Origin of the sequence: Subdoligranulum sp. APC924/74 (assembly GCF_003324125.1) — a bacterium.
Classification (GTDB): Bacteria; Bacillota; Clostridia; order Oscillospirales; family Ruminococcaceae; genus Gemmiger; species Gemmiger qucibialis.
Genome location: NZ_PSQF01000060.1, coordinates 1 through 17,244 on the forward strand (window position 1 = coordinate 1; position 17,244 = coordinate 17,244).

General features: G+C 56.7%; 13 protein-coding genes. 7 read left to right on the forward strand and 6 right to left on the reverse strand.

The window, feature by feature from the left end; translation table 11 throughout:
• Window positions 1-199: 199 nt before the first annotated feature.
• Window positions 200-1,369 (reverse strand): LegC family aminotransferase, encoded by a 1,170-nt coding sequence (locus C4885_RS11830; protein ID WP_114000528.1) that lies wholly within the window; start codon window positions 1,367-1,369, stop codon window positions 200-202.
• A 209-nt stretch (window positions 1,370-1,578) separates the two neighbouring features.
• Here C4885_RS11830 and C4885_RS11835 point away from each other — a divergent pair, with 209 nt between their 5' ends.
• Both C4885_RS11835 and C4885_RS11840 read left to right on the forward strand, forming a co-directional pair.
• A complete protein-coding gene (locus tag C4885_RS11835; RefSeq protein ID WP_114000529.1) occupies window positions 1,579-2,298 on the forward strand; it encodes an AzlC family ABC transporter permease in 720 nt (239 codons plus the stop codon).
• Window positions 2,285-2,632, forward strand: a complete 348-nt coding sequence (locus tag C4885_RS11840; RefSeq protein ID WP_114000530.1) for an AzlD domain-containing protein — start codon at window positions 2,285-2,287, stop codon at window positions 2,630-2,632. Before C4885_RS11835 ends, C4885_RS11840 begins: the two co-directional genes overlap by 14 nt.
• A gap of 631 nt (window positions 2,633-3,263) precedes the next feature.
• Here the strand turns inward: C4885_RS11840 and C4885_RS11845 are convergent.
• Both C4885_RS11845 and ybaK read right to left on the reverse strand, forming a co-directional pair.
• Complete coding sequence (locus tag C4885_RS11845) at window positions 3,264-3,992, reverse strand: pseudouridine synthase (protein WP_114000540.1); 729 nt, start codon at window positions 3,990-3,992, stop codon at window positions 3,264-3,266.
• 2 nt (window positions 3,993-3,994) lie between these two features.
• Window positions 3,995-4,486, reverse strand: coding sequence for a Cys-tRNA(Pro) deacylase (gene ybaK, locus C4885_RS11850; RefSeq protein ID WP_114000531.1), 492 nt, complete (start codon window positions 4,484-4,486; stop codon window positions 3,995-3,997).
• Between the two features lie 210 nt (window positions 4,487-4,696).
• On the opposite strand from ybaK, the gene aroF reads away from it, so the two are divergent.
• Entirely contained in the window at window positions 4,697-5,722 is a 1,026-nt protein-coding gene (gene aroF, locus C4885_RS11855) for a 3-deoxy-7-phosphoheptulonate synthase (RefSeq protein WP_114000532.1), read from the forward strand.
• A 300-nt stretch (window positions 5,723-6,022) separates the two neighbouring features.
• Here the strand turns inward: aroF and C4885_RS11860 are convergent, their stop codons facing one another.
• Both C4885_RS11860 and C4885_RS11865 read right to left on the reverse strand, forming a co-directional pair.
• Entirely contained in the window at window positions 6,023-6,382 is a 360-nt protein-coding gene (locus C4885_RS11860) for a hypothetical protein (RefSeq protein ID WP_114000533.1), read from the reverse strand.
• Window positions 6,383-6,525: 143 nt separating this feature from the next.
• On the reverse strand, window positions 6,526-7,692 hold the full coding sequence (locus C4885_RS11865; RefSeq protein ID WP_114000534.1) for a sugar MFS transporter: 1,167 nt from the start codon (window positions 7,690-7,692) through the stop codon (window positions 6,526-6,528).
• A gap of 315 nt (window positions 7,693-8,007) precedes the next feature.
• Between C4885_RS11865 and C4885_RS11870 the strand changes: the two genes are divergently transcribed.
• The 3 genes from C4885_RS11870 (at window position 8,008) to C4885_RS11880 (ending at window position 14,004) form a co-directional block, all read left to right on the forward strand.
• A complete protein-coding gene (locus tag C4885_RS11870; protein WP_114000535.1) occupies window positions 8,008-10,929 on the forward strand; it encodes an acyl-CoA dehydratase activase in 2,922 nt (973 codons plus the stop codon).
• Between the two features lie 359 nt (window positions 10,930-11,288).
• On the forward strand, window positions 11,289-12,617 hold the full coding sequence (locus C4885_RS11875) for a 2-hydroxyacyl-CoA dehydratase (protein WP_114000536.1): 1,329 nt from the start codon (window positions 11,289-11,291) through the stop codon (window positions 12,615-12,617).
• Between the two features lie 166 nt (window positions 12,618-12,783).
• Window positions 12,784-14,004 (forward strand): MalY/PatB family protein, encoded by a 1,221-nt coding sequence (locus tag C4885_RS11880; protein ID WP_114000537.1) that lies wholly within the window; start codon window positions 12,784-12,786, stop codon window positions 14,002-14,004.
• A 97-nt stretch (window positions 14,005-14,101) separates the two neighbouring features.
• Here the strand turns inward: C4885_RS11880 and trpS are convergent, their stop codons facing one another.
• Window positions 14,102-15,118, reverse strand: a complete 1,017-nt coding sequence (trpS, locus tag C4885_RS11885) for a tryptophan--tRNA ligase (RefSeq protein ID WP_114000538.1) — start codon at window positions 15,116-15,118, stop codon at window positions 14,102-14,104.
• 483 nt (window positions 15,119-15,601) lie between these two features.
• Between trpS and gltX the strand changes: the two genes are divergently transcribed.
• Window positions 15,602-17,047, forward strand: coding sequence for a glutamate--tRNA ligase (gltX, locus tag C4885_RS11890; protein WP_114000539.1), 1,446 nt, complete (start codon window positions 15,602-15,604; stop codon window positions 17,045-17,047).
• Window positions 17,048-17,244 lie beyond the last annotated feature (197 nt).

Here is a 17,244-nt window from a genome sequence, read left to right on the forward strand (position 1 = left end):
TTATCTGCGCTTTTGGCTTAGCATCTGCCGCACCTCGCTCGCCGTATCGGCACTTAGAATTATGCGGTATTGCCTTAGGAGTTGAAAGTGCGGCTTACGCCGCAAATTTTGAAAAAGGTGAAAGACTTAATATCCAAAATTGCGCGCGGCAGCGCACACCAATAACTCCTAACTTCCAGCTCCTCCCTCCTAACTCAAATTACAGGTTCTTAACTGCCGCGATCACGCGTTCGCAGTCTTGTTCGGTCAGGTTGGTGGAGCAGGGCAGGTTGACGATGTACTTGCGGTAGTCCTGGGCTTTTTCCAGGGCGTACGCTTCGTTTTTGGGGTAGTCGGCCTGCTCGTTGATCAGGGCCCATACCGGGCGGGTCTGGATGCCCTGCTCCTGCAGTTTGGCAATCACGGTATCGCGGTCAAGGCCGGAATCTTTCAGGTACAGGCTGTAGAACCAATGGTTGGAGCGCACGCCGTCAGATTCCTCTTTGAACGGCAGAATACGAAGGCCGTGTACGCCGTCCAGAGCAGCTTTGTACTGGTCGTAGCGGGCTTTCTTGGTCTCCACAAAGCCCTCCAGCCTTTCCAGCTGGGCAAGGCCCAGGCAGGCCTGCACGTTGGTCATGCGGTAGTTGTAGCCGACTTCATCATGCAGAAATTGCAGCATATCGGCCTTGGCCTGGGTGGAAAGGTGCTTGGCGTGCTCGGCCCAATCGGCGTGGTTGGAAACCACAAAACCGCCTGCGCCGGTGGTCATGATCTTGTTGCCGTTAAAGCTGTAGCAGCCGATATCGCCCATGGTGCCGGCGGCCTTGCCAGCCAGCGGGCCTGCGGTGTAGCGGGTGCCAAGCGCTTCGGTGGCGTCCTCAATCAAAATCAGCTTGTAGCGACGGGCAATGTCCAGCAGGCGGGGCATATCGGCCATATTGCCAAACACATGTACCACGCCCAGCGCGCGCACGCGGGCACCGGTTTTGTTATTGTACAGCCCGTCCTCTTTCAGGGTGCAGTGGTTGGCACAAAAATCCTCCACGGCGTCCGGGTCAATGCAAAGGGTATCGTTGCAGCCGATGAAGATCGGTTCCGCGCCCACATAGCGGGTCAGCGGGTTGACAGCGGCAATAAAGGTCAGGGTGGGCACAATCACCTCATCCCCGCGGCGGATGCCCGCCGCCATTGCGGCCAGGTGCAGCGAGGATGTGCCGCTGTTGGCGGCAACAGCGCGCGGCATGCCTACATAGGCAGCCAGTGCTTCCTCAAATTCGCTAACTTTGGCACCGCTGGTGGAAACCCAGCCGGAAGTAATAGCCTCGGCAGCGTAAGCTGCTTCTTTTTCGCCGAAGTTCGGCACGGAAAGTGAGATAAAACCAGACATTTGCAAGATCCCCCAATCAAATTTATAGATGGGTGTGCCCGGCAGAAGAATGGCCAAAGGGCACACGAGGTAAAAACAAAATATATTCTTTTACATTATACGCTATTCTATCTCTTACGGCAAGAAAAACTTGCTGCGGCCAGGGAGCGGTGCTATAATAAACCATATTTCGCGCAATCAACCAGATCAGTAGGAAAAGGGGAAGGAATATGACCAAAAAAGAGGAGTGGCTGGCCGGGACCCGCAGCGCGGTGCCCATTATGCTGGGGTATGTGCCGGTGGGCATTGCCTATGGCGTAATGGCGCGCCAGGCGGGCCTGAACACCTGGCAGACGGTGCTGATGTCCTTGACCGTATACGGCGGTGCCAGCGAGATGATGGCTGCTGGTATGGTGGCGCAGGGCGCTGCTGTGCTGACCATTGTGCTGACAACATTTATCCTGAACCTGCGGCATATCATCATGAGCACCTGCGTGTTCAACCAGATGCAGGGCGGCAGGTTGCCGGTGCGTATGCTGGCCGCTTTTGGCGTTACGGACGAAACCTTTGCCGTGTACACCACCACGGCCAACGCCCCGCGCACGCCGCGGTACTTTTTCTCCATGGCGCTCTGCTCCTATCTTTCCTGGGCGCTGGGCAGCTGGCTGGGGGCCATTGCAACCGGGCTGCTGCCGCCGCTGATCACCGCGGCACTGGGCATTTCGCTGTATGCTATGTTCATTGGCCTGCTGATGCCCGGCCTGCACGGCAACGGCCGCCTGGCCGCGCTGGTTGTGCTGACGGCGCTCTGCAACACTGTGCTGTGCAACGTGGTGCAGCTGGATTCCGGCTGGTCAATGATCCTTTCCACGCTGGGATGCGCGGCGCTGGGGTCATTTTTTGTAACGCCCAATGCGGCAGGGGAGGAGAACAGCCATGCAGAACCGTGATATCTACCTGATGATTTTGGGTATGACTCTGGTGACCTACCTGCCCCGTGTGCTGCCCGCCTTTTTGATGGGCCGCATCAGGCTGAACGCGCGGGTCGAACACTTTTTGCAGCTGATCCCCTATACCGCCATGACGGCGCTGGTGTTTCCCGGTGTGTTTAGCGTGGATGCCAACCCGGTGCTGGGGGTTGTGGGGGCTGCCGTGGCAGGTGGTCTGGCATGGAAAAAGTGTCCCATCATTGTGTGCGTGCTGGCCGCCGTTGCGGTGGAAGCCGTGATGCTGCTGGTGCAGGGCAGCGGGATGCTTTGGAGTGTGGTTGTGGTCGCGGGATGAGGGGAAAAAATAAGGCAGTCGGCCCGGTGCAGGGCGACCAGTTATTGCACACAATTTCTCCCAAGTAATAAATAATAATGAATAAAGAATAATGTCGGTGCACCGCCCGCGGCGGCGCAAATAAAACAGATCCGTTGCTCTGGCCGGAATGCTTTTTGCCGGAGCAGCTGGCCTGGGGTGTATCTGAAACGTCGAAAATATCGTCTATTTCCACAAACGCAGCGGGATTTTGCGTTAAAAAGCCTTGGAATATACAAAGGATTCCGGCGGCTCTTTGCCTTACATCCTGCTTGTGTTTGCGAAATATCCGTCATTTTCTTTGTTTTCAGATACACCTTAGGCAATACCGCATAATTCTAAGTGCCGATACGGCGAGCGAGGTGCGGCAGGTGCCAAGCCAAAAGCGCAGATAATACTGGATGTCTTATCGAGCATTTTGGCAACGCAGCTGCCGGAGCGGTGCTTAAGCCGCAAGGCGGGAATTGTGCGGTGTTGCCCTTAGTTAAAAGGTGACGCCGCGGGCGTCACACAACCATTATTCATTATTCTTTTTTAATTAAAAATAAACCCGGCCCGGTGCAAGACGCGCACGGGGCCGGGTTGTGTTTGTGAGCTGATAATAAAATGAAATTCAATTTTTCGGTTTGGCGGCGGCGCGCAGGGCGTTTACTTCTTCTGCGGTCAGCTCCCGCCACTGGCCGGGAACAAGGGCAGCATCCAGCGCAACGGGGCCGATGACTTCCCGGTGCAGGGCGTTCACCCCGGCGTCAAACACGCCGAACATCCGCTTGATCTGGTGGTAGACCCCCTGGTGCAGCGTGACCCGCACCACACAGGGGTCAGCTCCGGCGGGTGCTACCTCGGCAGGGGCCAGCGTCTGGCCGTCTGCCAATGTGACCCCGGCGGCAAAGCCGACCCGCATCGCGTTGGTCAGCGGGGTATCCAGCGTAACAAGGTACTGCTTGGGCACATGGCGGCCCGGCGCAAGGATGTCATGCGCCAGCGTGCCGTCATCCGTCAGCAGCACAAAGCCAGTGCTGGTTTTGTCCAGCCGCCCGGCGGGGAATAGCTGTCGGCGGGGGAACGCATCTTTTACCAGATCCACCACGGTGGTATCGCGTTTGTCCTGCGCGGCGCTCACAACGCCCTCCGGTTTGTTCAGCATCAGGTAAACGTATTTCTGGTAAGCCCCGGCCAACGGTCTGCCGTCTACGGCAACCTCGGCAGTGGCTTCCTCAATCTGAGTATCAGCCTTTTTGGTCAGCACGCCGTTCACCGTCACGCGGCCCTTGGCGGCCAGCTTGCGGCTTTCCCCGCGGGGGATACCCAGCCGCTCGGACAGGTATTTATCCAGCCGCATCATCAGGCGTTCTCCGCGGTGATGGCGGCGGTTTTGCCGCGGGTTACTTTAACAAGGTCTGCCGGGGTGCATTCGATCTGGGTGCCGATCCGCCCGCCGGAAACCAGGATGGTGGGCTGGGCCAGGCAGCTTTCGTCAAACACGGTGGCAAACTGCTTTTTCATGCCAACGGGACTGCACCCGCCGCGGATGTAGCCGGTTACCTTGTTGATGTCTGCCACATGAATCATGGCAACGCTTTTCACGCCCACGCTCTTGGCGGCTTTCTTCAGATCCAGTTCCGCCAGAACAGGCACAACAAACACGTAATAGTTGCGGTCTGCCCCCTGGGTGACAAGGGTCTTAAACACCTTGGCAGGGTCCTGGCCGGTAAGCTGCGCCACATGGGCACCGTCCACAGCCTGGCCTTCCTCGTGGGGATATTCGTGCGATGTATAATTCACCTTGGCACGCTCCAGCATGCGCATGGCGTTGGTTTTTACTTCTTTACCCATGGTAAAAATACCTCTTTCTCTGTATGTGCCGGAAAATACGGTGCTCCGATTATTTTACGCAACACGTTGCAAATACAGCCTTATTATACGCCGCGGGCAAAATAATGTCAAAACAGGGGTTGACTTTAACACTTTAACGTGCTAAACTGTACAGCGTTAAAGGATAAAAGAATTACCGTAAAGCGGATAAGAAATAGAGGAGAATATGTCATGATCATCGTATTAAAACAGCATGCCCCGGATGAAAAGGTCAAAGCTTTCTGCAACGAACTGCAGACGATGGGGTACCAGATCAACGATTCTATGGGCAGCGATACCCACATTCTGGGCCTGATTGGTGATACCAAGGCGCTGAGCGAAAGCTGGGTGCTGGCAAACCCGGTGGTGGAAACCTGCCGCCGTGTTTCGGAGCCTTACAAAAAGGCAAACCGCAAGTTCCACCCGGACGATACCGTGGTGGAAGTGGGTGATAAGAAAATCAAGGTTGGCGGCGGCCATTTTGCCGTGATGGCGGGTCCCTGCAGCGTGGAAAGCAAGGAGCAGATCACCTTTGTGGCGCAGCGTGTGCAGGCCGCGGGGGCCAGCATCCTGCGCGGCGGCGCATTCAAGCCGCGCACCAGCCCCTACAGCTTCCAGGGGCTGCGTGCCGAGGGCCTGGAACTGCTGGCCCATGCCCGCAGCCAGACCGGCCAGCCCATTGTGACCGAACTGATGAACAGCGAGCATATCCCCCTGTTTGAGGAAACCGGCGTGGATATGATCCAGATCGGCGCGCGCAACATGCAGAACTTTGAACTGCTCAAGGCTGTTGGCCGCACCAACATCCCCGTTCTACTCAAGCGTGGCCTTTCCGCCACGCTGGAAGAGCTGGTGATGAGCGCCGAGTATATTATGGCAGAGGGCAACCCCAATGTTGTGCTGTGCGAGCGCGGCATCCGCACCTTTGAAACCAGCATGCGCAACACGCTGGATATTTCCGCCGTGCCCATGCTGAAAAAGATGACCCATCTGCCGGTTGTGATTGACCCCAGCCACGCCGCGGGCATCGCCTTTATGGTGCCCAGCCTGGCCAAAGCTGCGGTGGCAGTCGGTGCAGACGGCTTGATGATCGAGGTGCACAACGACCCCGCCCGAGCCAAGAGCGATGGAGCCCAGAGCCTGACCCCGGACCAGTTCGATGACCTGATGGCCACCATCCGCCCGGAGCTGGAGTTCTTTGGGAAGACGTTGAATTGAGAAAAGAAATCCGGTATATAAAGGCAATACCGCACAATTCCCACCTGACGGCTTAAGCACCGCTCCGGCGGCTGCGGCGCGGCATCTGCGTTGCCAAAATGCTCGATAAGACATCCAGTATTATCTGCGCTTTTGGCCTAGCAGCTGCCGCACCTCGCTCGCCGTATCGGCACTTAGAATTATGCGGTATTGCCTAAAGATATAGCGAAAGCCCGCAGAGCATTTTTTATGGTGCTCGGCGGGCTTTTGGTTTCGTTGGCAGAAAATAAAAAAGCAGAGATAGGAGACAATGAAACCAGTTTATCTCATATTGGCGAAGCTGATATTGGCGAAGCTGATCATCAAACAGATCACGACCCAGACCAGCGCAATAATCAGGCCGGCAATCTGGGAGCCCTTGCGCCTGCCGGAATTGCTGTTCTGGTAAGTTGGCTTGGTAGGCCGCTGGGACGGCTGGGGGCGCGGTGCGCTTTCGGCCCGGTGGCGGGCGTAATCCGCCGCCAGCGAGACCGGACGGGCTTTCTGCCCCGGCTCAACGTGGGAGGGGCAGTTGGGATCCTCGGTATGGTGCAGAGTATAGCGGTCCTCAGGGGGAAAAATCATTCCGCAGTCGTCACAGCGCTGGTTGGTCAGATGGCCGCCGCAGATGGAGCAACGCATAAAACAGCCCTCCTGTTCAGTTCTGGTATCACACAAAAAACGACAATAGCTTTGTCTTTATTATACAATCCCGGCAAAGCAAAAGGCAAGGGTCTGCGCAGCGTTTTGCGACAGTTTATGCGGTTTTGCTGCGCTAAGCATGCTTAACGGCGCTCGGCGGCCTTTTTGGCGTGCAGACTTTCAGACATGATGACCATGACCACCAGCCCAACGGCTAGGTACCAGGGGTACAGCTTGGGGGTAACGTTCTGTGCCAGCAGGCCGAACAGCGGCGGGGCCAGGCAGGAGCCCACATAGGCAAAGGCCATCTGTAACCCCGTCATCGACATGCTCAGCTCCCGGCCAAAATTGACCGGCGTTTCGTGGATGATGCAGGGGTAAACAGGGGCGCAGCCCAAGCCGATCAAAATCAGGCCCACAAACAGCACGTTGTTTCCGGCAGGCAGCAGAACCAGCAGAATGCCCAGGGCAATTAACACCTGCCCCAGCCGGATCATGTTGCGGTCGCTCATCTTCATCGTCAAAAAGCCGGAAACAAACCGCCCGGCGGTAATGCCCAAATAGAACAGGCTGGCCCAGCTGGCAGCGGTCTGGGCATCCAAACCGCGCACCAGGGTGCAGTAGCTGGAGGCCCACATCCCGGCGGTGGATTCCAGTGCGCAGTAACACAAAAAGCAGACCAGAACTTCCGGCACACCGGTGATTTTCAGCAGCTCCGGAAAGCTGCGGTGCTGCGGGGTGAACGGCGCGCCACCCATAGCGTCCTGCGGCAGCTTCCACAGCGGCAGGCTGAACAGCAGCACCACTGTCAGCACCACCTGCAAAATGCCAATGATGCGGTAGCCGCCCTGCCAGCCGGAACCGGCCAGTGCCTGCCCCATAATAACGGGGCCAAGGCTGGCACCCACACCCCACATGCAGTGCAGCCAGCTCATATGGCGGCTTTTGTAGTGCAGGGCAACATAGTTGTTTAAGGCTGCATCCACGCTGCCCGCGCCCAGCCCATAGGGGATAGCCCACAGGCAGAGCTGCCAGAACGCATGGCAGAAGGAAAACCCGAACAGCGCCGCTGCCGTGGTGGCAGCGCTGATGGCGGTGACCCGCCCTGTGCCAAGGCGCTCGTTCAGGCGGTCGCTCGCCAGGGCGGAAAGGATGGTGCAGGCGGAAATGATCATCGAAACGCCGCCCGCCCAGGAAACCTGCGCCCCCAGCTGCGGGTACATGGTGGGCCATGCCGCGCCCAGCAGGGCGTCCGGCAGACCAAGGCTGATAAACGCCAGATAAATGATTGGCAAAAGCAAAGATGCCATGGATTGATACTCCTTTTGAAAATAATCAGAGATGATTTTGACAGCATTATACCATGAAAAAGTCAAGAAATGCCATTTACAAAAAGAATTTGTTCAAAAAACGTTCAAAACTTTATGATATCTTTATTTTATATACTGCATTCTTGCATCCAGAATACAGGGCAAAGGGAGCATTTCATCTTGCATCATTTGCCGAAAAGCGGTACAATAATATGAATTTCGCCTTGTTCCAAAAAGGCGTAGCCCCGCGTGCAGAATGCCGCTTTCAGAGTTCAAAAACGGAGAACGTTTTCATACCCCTAGGAGGTCAACCCCATGAGAGTTGGTTTGGACATCGGTTCAACTACCATTAAATGTGTCGTGCTGAACGATGCAGAGCAGATCGTATATTCCACCTATGAGCGCCACTACAGCCATATCCTGGAAAAAGGCAAGGAGTTGCTGCACCGCGCCGCGCAGAACTATCTGCCGGATGGCAGAGCAAAGCTGGCAATCTCCGGTTCCGCCGGTATGGGCCTTGCCGACAGCTGCAAGGTGCCCTTTGTGCAGGAAGTGTTTGCCACCCGCGTGGCCGCCAACAAGCTGGCGCCGGGTACCGACTGCATCATTGAGCTGGGCGGCGAGGATGCCAAGATCTTGTTCCTGACCAACGGTACCGAAGTGCGCATGAACGGCAGCTGCGCAGGCGGCACCGGCGCATTTATTGACCAGATGGCCACCCTGCTGAAGATGAGCGCAGATGAGATGGATAAGGCGGCGCAGAAATCCACCCGTACTTACACCATTGCATCCCGCTGCGGTGTGTTTGCCAAAAGCGACATCCAGCCTCTGATCAACCAGGGCGCACAGGCGGGGGATATTGCGGCTTCCATTTATCAGGCTGTGGTCAACCAGACCATTGCCGGCCTGGCACAGGGCCGCCCCATCAAGGGCAATATTTTGTACCTGGGCGGGCCGCTGACTTTCTCCACCGTGCTGCGCAAAAGCTTTGACGAAACCCTGCATGTGACCGGTACCTGCCCGGAAAACAGCCTGCTGTACGTGGCGCTGGGAGCTGCGTTCTATGCAGACCAGGAGTTTGATCTGAATGAGGTTGCCAGCCGCCTGGATGAATACAGCGCCACCGCAACTTACATCAGCCTGCCGCCCCTGTTCAAGGATAAGCAGGAATATGAGGACTTCCATGCCCGCCACCTGAAAGCCTCGGTGCCTTGTGTGCCTTTTGGCGCGGACTGCGGCCCGGTACATATCGGTATTGACTCCGGTTCCACCACCATCAAGCTGGTGGTGATCGACCAGAATGATAATATCCTGTTCACCAGCTACCAGCCCAACCTGGGCAACCCGCTGCCCCTGGTGCGGGAAACGCTGCTGAAACTGTACCAGCGGCACCCCGGTTTGCAGATCGCCAGCGTGACCACCACCGGTTACGGCGAAGAGCTGGTCAAGAATGCGTTCCATTGTGACCGCGGCCTGGTAGAAACTGTGGCCCACTTTACTGCCGCCAAGCACTTTATGCCCAACGTTGATTTCATCATTGATATCGGTGGCCAGGATATGAAGTGCTTTAAGATCGAGGACGGGGCCATCAGCAATATCTTCCTGAACGAAGCCTGTTCCTCTGGCTGCGGCAGCTTTTTGCAGACCTTTGCCCAGGCACTGGGCTATGATGTCAAGGAGTTTGCCGCCCTTGGCCTGTTTGCCGATAAGCCCGTTGACCTTGGCAGCCGCTGCACGGTGTTCATGAACTCCAGTGTCAAGCAGGCCCAGAAGGACGGCGCTTCCATTGAAAACATCAGCGCTGGCCTGTCCATCTCGGTGGTCAAGAACGCACTGTATAAGGTGATCCGTGCTTCCAGCCCGGAAGAACTGGGCCGCAACATTGTGGTGCAGGGCGGTACATTCTATAATGAAGCGGTTCTGCGCGCCTTTGAAAAAGAGATGGGCGTCAATGTTATCCGCCCGGACATTGCGGGCCTGATGGGCGCTTACGGCGCTGCGCTGTACGGCAAAGCCCGCGCCGCAGCGGGCCAGATGAGCACCGTGCTGACCCAGGACGAGCTGGAACACTTTGAACAGAAGGTCAGCACCGTCCAGTGCGGCGGCTGCGGCAACCACTGCCAGCTGACCATCAATGTGTTTGCCGATGGCAAGCGCTATATTTCCGGCAACCGCTGCGATAAGCCGGTGACCGGCAAGGCAACCAGCGATGATCTGGATCTGTACGCCTACAAGCTCAAGCTGCTGCTGGATTATAAGCCGGAAAACGAGGGCAATTCCCGCGGGGTCATCGGCATTCCGCTCTGCCTGAACATGTACGAGCTGCTGCCGTTCTGGCACACCTTCTTTACCAAGCTGGGCTTTACCGTCAAGGTCAGCCCGGTTTCCAGCCGCAAGCTGTACCAGGAAGGCCAGGCCACCATCCCCAGCGATACCGCCTGCTTCCCTGCAAAGCTCAGCCACGGCCATATTGCCGAACTGTGCAAGATGGGCGTGGACGCTGTGTTCTACCCCTGCATGAGCTACAATGTGGACGAACACCTGGGCGATAACCATTATAACTGCCCCGTGGTTGCTTATTATCCCGAAGTTCTGGTCGGCAACTGCCCGGAACTGGAAAATACCAAGTTCATTTATGATTACATCAACCTGGCCCGCCGCAAGGACTTTACCAAGCGTTTCCCGGCCATTCTGGACCAGTATTTCCCCGGCATCCCTGTTAAGGAAGTACATGCCGCCATTGATGCCGCGTATGATGAGTACGAGCACCACATGACCCAGGTGCGCGCCAAGGGAGCTGAGATCATTGCCCGCGCCCGCGCGGAGCACCGCCACATTATTGTGCTGGCCGGCCGCCCCTACCATGTGGATCCGGAGGTCAACCATGGCATTGATAAGCTGATCATCCGCCAGGGCGCTGCCGTGGTAACAGAAGATTCCGTCAGCTGCTATGAAGAAAAGTTTGATACCGCCGTGCTAAACCAGTGGACCTACCACAGCCGCCTGTATGCGGCCGCCAAGTACTGCACCACCCAGCCGGATATGGACCTGGTGCAGCTGGTATCCTTCGGCTGCGGCCTGGATGCCATTACCACCGACGAGACCCGCGAAATTTTGCAGGAAGGCGGCAAGCTGTACACCCAGCTGAAAATTGACGAGATCACCAACCTTGGCGCCGTCAACATCCGCCTGCGCAGCCTGTTTGCCGCACTGGAAGAACGGAAAGAAGACCAATGATGAGTTAGGAGGTAGGAGTGAGGAGTTAAAGCACGCCGCAAAGCCTGCGGCAAAATTTGATAGAGTAAGCAGGGAAAAGCGCTTGAAAAGAGCGGCTGCCAAAAGCACTTAAGCGCAGCTTTCCCATACCGTCAACTCCTAAGGCAACACCGCACAATTCCCGCCTAGCGGCTTAAGCACCGCTTCGGTGGCTGCGGCACGGCATCTGCGTTGCCAAAATGCTCGATAAGATATCCAGTATTATCTGCGCTTTTGGCTTAGCAGCTGCCGCACCTCGCTCGCCGTATCGGCACTTAGAATTATGCGGTATTGCCCTAACTCCTACTTCCTAACCCCTACCTAAACAAGCGAGGCACTTTATGGAATACATGACCCCCAATTTTACCAAAGATATGGTCAAGACCCACAAGATTTTGATCCCCAATATGGCCGTTACCCAGTTCCGGCTGCTGCAGGCTGCGCTGGAGTGCGAGGGCTATAATGTGGAAGTTCTGGGCAACTGCGGCAGCGAGGTCGCCCAGCTTGGCCTGAAATATGTTCACAACGATACCTGCTACCCGGCGCTGCTGGTCATCGGTCAGTTTATTGACGCGCTGAACTCCGGCAAGTATGATCTGGACCATACCGCGCTGCTCATTACCCAGACGGGCGGCGGCTGCCGTGCATCCAACTACATCAAGCTGCTGCGCAAAGCGCTGGTCAAGGCCGGGTACGGTAATATCCCGGTGGCATCGCTGAACTTTTCCGGCCTGGAAAAAGGCAGCGGCCTGCCGCTGACCCTGCCGCTGATCCGCAAGGTCATTGCCTGCATTTATTACGGCGACCTGTTGGTGGCCCTGCGCAGCCAGACCAAGCCCTATGAGAACAAGCCCGGCTCCGCTGATGCCCTGACCGAAAAGTGGATCGCCACCATCCAGAGCTGGATGCACAAGAGCATCAACTACAATGTGCATGATATGAAACGCCAGTTCGCCGTCATCTGCGCTTCTTACGCTTCGGTGCCTGTTACCCGCGTGCCGAAAGTCAAGGTTGGCGTTGTGGGCGAAATTTACGTCAAGTATTCGCCCCTGGGCAACAACGATCTGGAAAAATTCCTGGAAAGCCAGGACTGCGAAGTGAACCTGCCCGGCCTGATGGGCTTTGTGGAATACTGTGTTGCCAACATGACGCTGGACGTGGAGCTGTACGGCGGCAGCAAGGTCAAGGCAATGGCGACGGATAAGCTGCTGGACTGGATGGATTCCATCGGCTGCGCTATGAACGATGCCATGCGCAAAAGCGGCTTCTATGCGCCCGGCTCTTTCCGTGAACTGATGGAAAAACCCAAGGGCATTATCTCCCTGGGGGCCAAGATGGGCGAAGGCTGGCTGTTGACCGCCGAAATGATCGAGCTGGTGGAGGGCGGATACGAAAACATCGTTTGTGCTCAGCCCTTTGGCTGCCTGCCGAACCACATTGTAGGCAAGGGCATGATCAACCAGATCCGCGCCCGCTACCCGCAGGCCAACATCACCCCCGTGGACTATGACCCCAGCGCCACCCGCGTCAACCAGGAAAACCGCATCAAGCTGATGCTGGCCGTGGCCAAGGAGCGCCTGACCACCAAGGCTGACCCTGCCCCCGTTACGGCAGAAGAACTGGCGGGCGGCGCCCCGCAGGTGGAAACCCAGGTTCCCGCCATGCTGTAAGGCAAAATTATAAAGATAGTGAACCGCCCTGCCGAGGTACAGCGCTGCACCCGGCGGGGCGGTTTTGCCTCAGATAAAAGCGTAAAATCATACCTTGTGCGGGGCGGCATTTTGGGGTATGCTGGTAGCAGAGAAAGAGATGAAAACAGCAAAGGAGCATGTTGCAATGAAATATGATTTTACTTCCATCATGAACCGCCATGGCAAGGACGCCATTGCGGTAGATTCCGTCGGCCAGATGAACGGCTTTGCGCCCGAAGCGCCCAAACCTGGCTTTGATGTGATCCCCATGTGGGTGGCGGATATGAATTTTCCCACGGTACCCACCATCCAGCAGGCCATTATCGAGCGCGCCCAGCACCCGGCCTTTGGTTATTTTAGCGCGACCGATGAATATTATGATTCCATCATCCGCTGGCACCAGACCCGCAACGGTGTAACCGGCCTGACCAAAGAGTGCATCGGGTACGAAAACGGTGTGCTGGGCGGCGTGATCTCTGCTTTGACCAGCTTTGCTGCCCCCGGCGATGCCGTGCTGCTGCACAGCCCCACCTACATCGGCTTTACCGCCAGTGTGGAAAACAACGGCTATAAAATTGTGCACAGCCCACTGGTCAAGGATGAAAACGGTGTGTGGCGGATGGACTTTGAGGATATGGATGCCAAGATCAAGGCGAACCACATCCATGTGGCGATCTTCTGCAGCCCGCACAACCCCTGCGGCCGCGTGTGGGAGCGCTGGGAGTTGGAAAAGGCGATGGAGGTCTACCGCGCCAATGACTGTCTTGTCATTTCGGACGAAATCTGGTCGGATATCATTCTGAACGGCCACAAGCACATCCCCACCCAGTCCGTCAGCGAGGATGCCCGCAGCCGCACCGTTGCCCTGTATGCCCCCAGCAAAACCTTTAACCTGGCGGGCCTGGTGGGTAGTTACCATATTATTTATAATCCCTACCTGCGGGACCGCGTGCGTGCCAAAAGCAGCAAGCCGCACTATAATGATATGAATGTGCTTTCTATGCACGCCCTGATCGGCGCTTATAAGCCGGAAGGGTACGAATGGGTGGAGGAACTGCGGGAGACCATCAGCGGCAATGTCAACTTTGCCTGTGATTATATCACCCAGCATTTTGAAGGCGTTTCGGTCAGCAAGCCGGAGGGCACCTACATGCTCTTCCTGGATTGCACGGATTGGTGCAAAGCCCACGGGAAAATCATTGCCGAGGTGGAAAAAGCCGGCTGGAATGTGGGCGTTGCCTGGCAGGATGGCCGTATGTTCCACGGTCCCTGCGCCATCCGCATGAACCTTGCACTGCCCCTGACCCGCGTGCAGGAAGCCTTTGAACGGCTGGACAAATACGTGTTCAATGGGGAATGGGTGTGATAGGCGTAGATAAAAAATAAGGCAATACCGCATAATTCTAAGTGCCGATACGGCGAGCGAGGTGCGGCACTTAGAATTATGCGGTATTGCCCAAAAATTATTTGTCCAACTGCATCAAACCGACCTTGCGGTATACCTTGCTGACGGTACGGTTGGCAAGGCGGGCGGCACGCTCGGCACCGGATTTCAGCACGCTGTCCACATAGGCTTTGTCAGCCAGAATGCGGCCATACTCGGCCTGCACGGGGGCCAGGGCGTCGGCGGTCACTTCGGCAACGGCCAGCTTGAAATCACCGTAACCCTTGCCGGCAAACTCAGCCTCAATAGCGGCCAGGTCCTTGCCGGTAAAGGTGGAATAAATGGTCATCAGATTGGAAACACCGGGCTTGTTCTCGGCGTCAAACCGCACAACGCCGTCAGAATCGGTTACGGCGCGCTTGAATTTGCGCACAATGGTGTCCTTATCGTCGGTCATCAGCACAAAGGCGTTTGCGTTGGTGTCGGACTTGCTCATCTTTTTGGTGGGTTCGGCCAGGCTCATGATCTTGGCGCCTGCCTTGGGAACGTAACCGGCGGGCAGGGTAAAGGTATCACCGTAAATGCCGTTGAAACGGTTGGCAATCGTGCGGGCAATTTCCAGGTGCTGGGTCTGGTCCTGGCCAACGGGCACCAGATCCGCGTTATAAACCAGGATGTCGGCCGCCATCAGAACAGGGTAGGTGAACAGACCGCCGTTGACGTTATCCGGGTGCTTGGCGCTTTTATCCTTGAACTGGGTCATGCGGGAAAGTTCGCCAAACTGGGTGTTGCAGGCCAAAACCCAGGAAAGCTCGCAGTGGGCGGGAACATGGCTCTGCACAAACAGCACATGCTGTTCCGGGTCAATGCCCACAGCCAGCAGCAGGGCGGCCATCTCGCGGGTTTGACGGCGCAGGTTGGCGGGGGTCTGGCGCACGGTCAAAGCGTGCAGGTCAGCAACCATATACAGGCAGTCATAATCCGACTGCAGCAGGGCCCAGTTGCGCACCGCACCGATATAATTGCCCAACGTGGGGGTGCCGGTGGGCTGGATGCCCGAAAGAATGCGCTTGCGCTTTTCAATTTGTTCTGCCATGGTGAATACTTCCTTTCCATCTTTCAATAAAGAAAACTGCCCCCGCACAGAGAAGCGGGTGCGCCTCTGTGCAAGGGCAGGAAAGTTTTTCCTGTGGTGCCACCTTGCTTGCCGCAAACTGCGGCCGCTTACCGGGATGCAAATAACATCCCCGCCGGATAACGGTGGCTGCCGTCAACGGATACTGGGCGTTCGCGCCGTTCCCCGTGCCCTCTGCGAACCATTGTGCCGCCCCGCGTTCCGGCCTGTTCTCAGCTATCCAGGCTCTCTGTGCGTGCGCCGGCGGTTTTACTTTCGCATCACTGGTTTACAGCATGTATTGTATCACGCGGGTAAACAATTTGCAAGATGGAACTGTGCAAAAGAAGCTGACCAATGAATTTGCAAAAACGGCGTTGACAAGAAAGAGCAACATGGGTAAACTTATCTTATATATGTTTGCATATGCTGTTACATCATCACGAAAGTAGGGGTAATTTTACCATGGCTAATCCTGTACGCACCCGGTTTGCACCGTCCCCCACGGGCTATATGCATGTGGGCAACCTGCGCACCGCACTGTATACTTATCTTCAGGCCCGCCACAACGGCGGCACCTTTATCCTGCGCATTGAGGATACCGATCAGGGCCGCCTGGTGGAGGGCGCAACCGATATTATTTACAACACGCTGCGCGCCACCGGCTTGACTTGGGACGAAGGCCCGGATATCGGCGGCCCCGTCGGCCCCTATGTCCAGAGCCAGCGCATGGGCATGTTCAAACAGTATGCCGAGCAGCTGGTCAAAGCGGGCAAAGCCTACTACTGCTTCTGCACCGAGGAACGCCTGAACGACCTGCATGAGCAGCAAAAAGCCAACGGCGAAATGAGCCATTACGACGGCCACTGCCGTGACCTGCCGCAGGAGGAGATCAACGCCAAGCTGGCTGCTGGTGTGCCCTATGTCATCCGCCAGAAGATCCCTGCCGAGGGTGTGACCGGCTTTGACGATGTGGTGTACGGTCACATTGAGGTCAATAATTCCGAACTGGATGACCAGATTCTGATCAAGACGGATGGCATGCCGACCTATAACTTTGCCAACGTGGTAGATGACCACCTGATGGGCATTACCCATGTCATCCGCGGCAGCGAGTATCTTTCCAGCACGCCGAAGTACAACCTGCTGTACCAGGCGTTCGGCTGGGAGGTCCCCACCTACATCCACTGCCCGCCGGTCATGAAAGACGCACAGCACAAGCTTTCCAAGCGCAACGGCGATGCCAGCTATCAGGACCTGGTGGCAAAGGGTTATCTGCCCGCCGCTGTGCTGAACTATCTGCTGCTGCTGGGCTGGGCACCGGAAGGCGAACAGGAAATCTTCAGCCTTGACGAGATGATCAAGATCTGGGACCCTGCCCGCATCTCCAAGTCTCCTGCTATCTTTGACCCGCTCAAGCTGCGTGCCATCAACGCCGCTTACATCCGCGCCCTGCCGGCAGAAGAGTTCCGCAAGCTGGCGGACCCGTTCATTGACCAGGCGGTGCATGTGCAGATCAACCGCGACCTGCTGTGCGCGAACCTGCAGCCCCGCTGTGAGGTGCTGGAGGATATCCCGCCGCAGCTGGACTTCTTTGATGCAGTTCTGCCCATTGATGCTGAAATGTACCGCAACAAAAAGCAGAAAACCACGCCGGAATCCGCCAAGGAAGCGCTCAGCGCCCTGCTGCCCGTGCTGGAAGCCCAGACCGACTGGAGCCGCGACGCCATTTTTGAAGCCTGCAAGCAGAAAGCCGAGGCAATGGAAAAGAAGAACGGCTGGCTGCTGTTCCCGCTGGGCATTGCCCTGTCCGGCAAGGCCCGCACCCCCGGCGGCGGCACCGACCTGGCCGCCATGATGGGCAAGGAGGAGACCCTGCGCCGCCTGAACGCAGCGATCGAAGCCCTGTAACAAGCCCAGATACCAGCGCCGTTTTCCCGCCCGGAAAGCGGCGCTTTTTGGTACGGTGGAACTGCACAAATACACTTGCACATTTTGGTGCAGCGTGCTATGATTGGGGCAGTTAGTTAAGGCAATACCGCATAATTCTAAGTGCCGATACGGCGAGCGAGGTGCGGCAGATGCTAAGCCAAAAGCGCAGATAATAC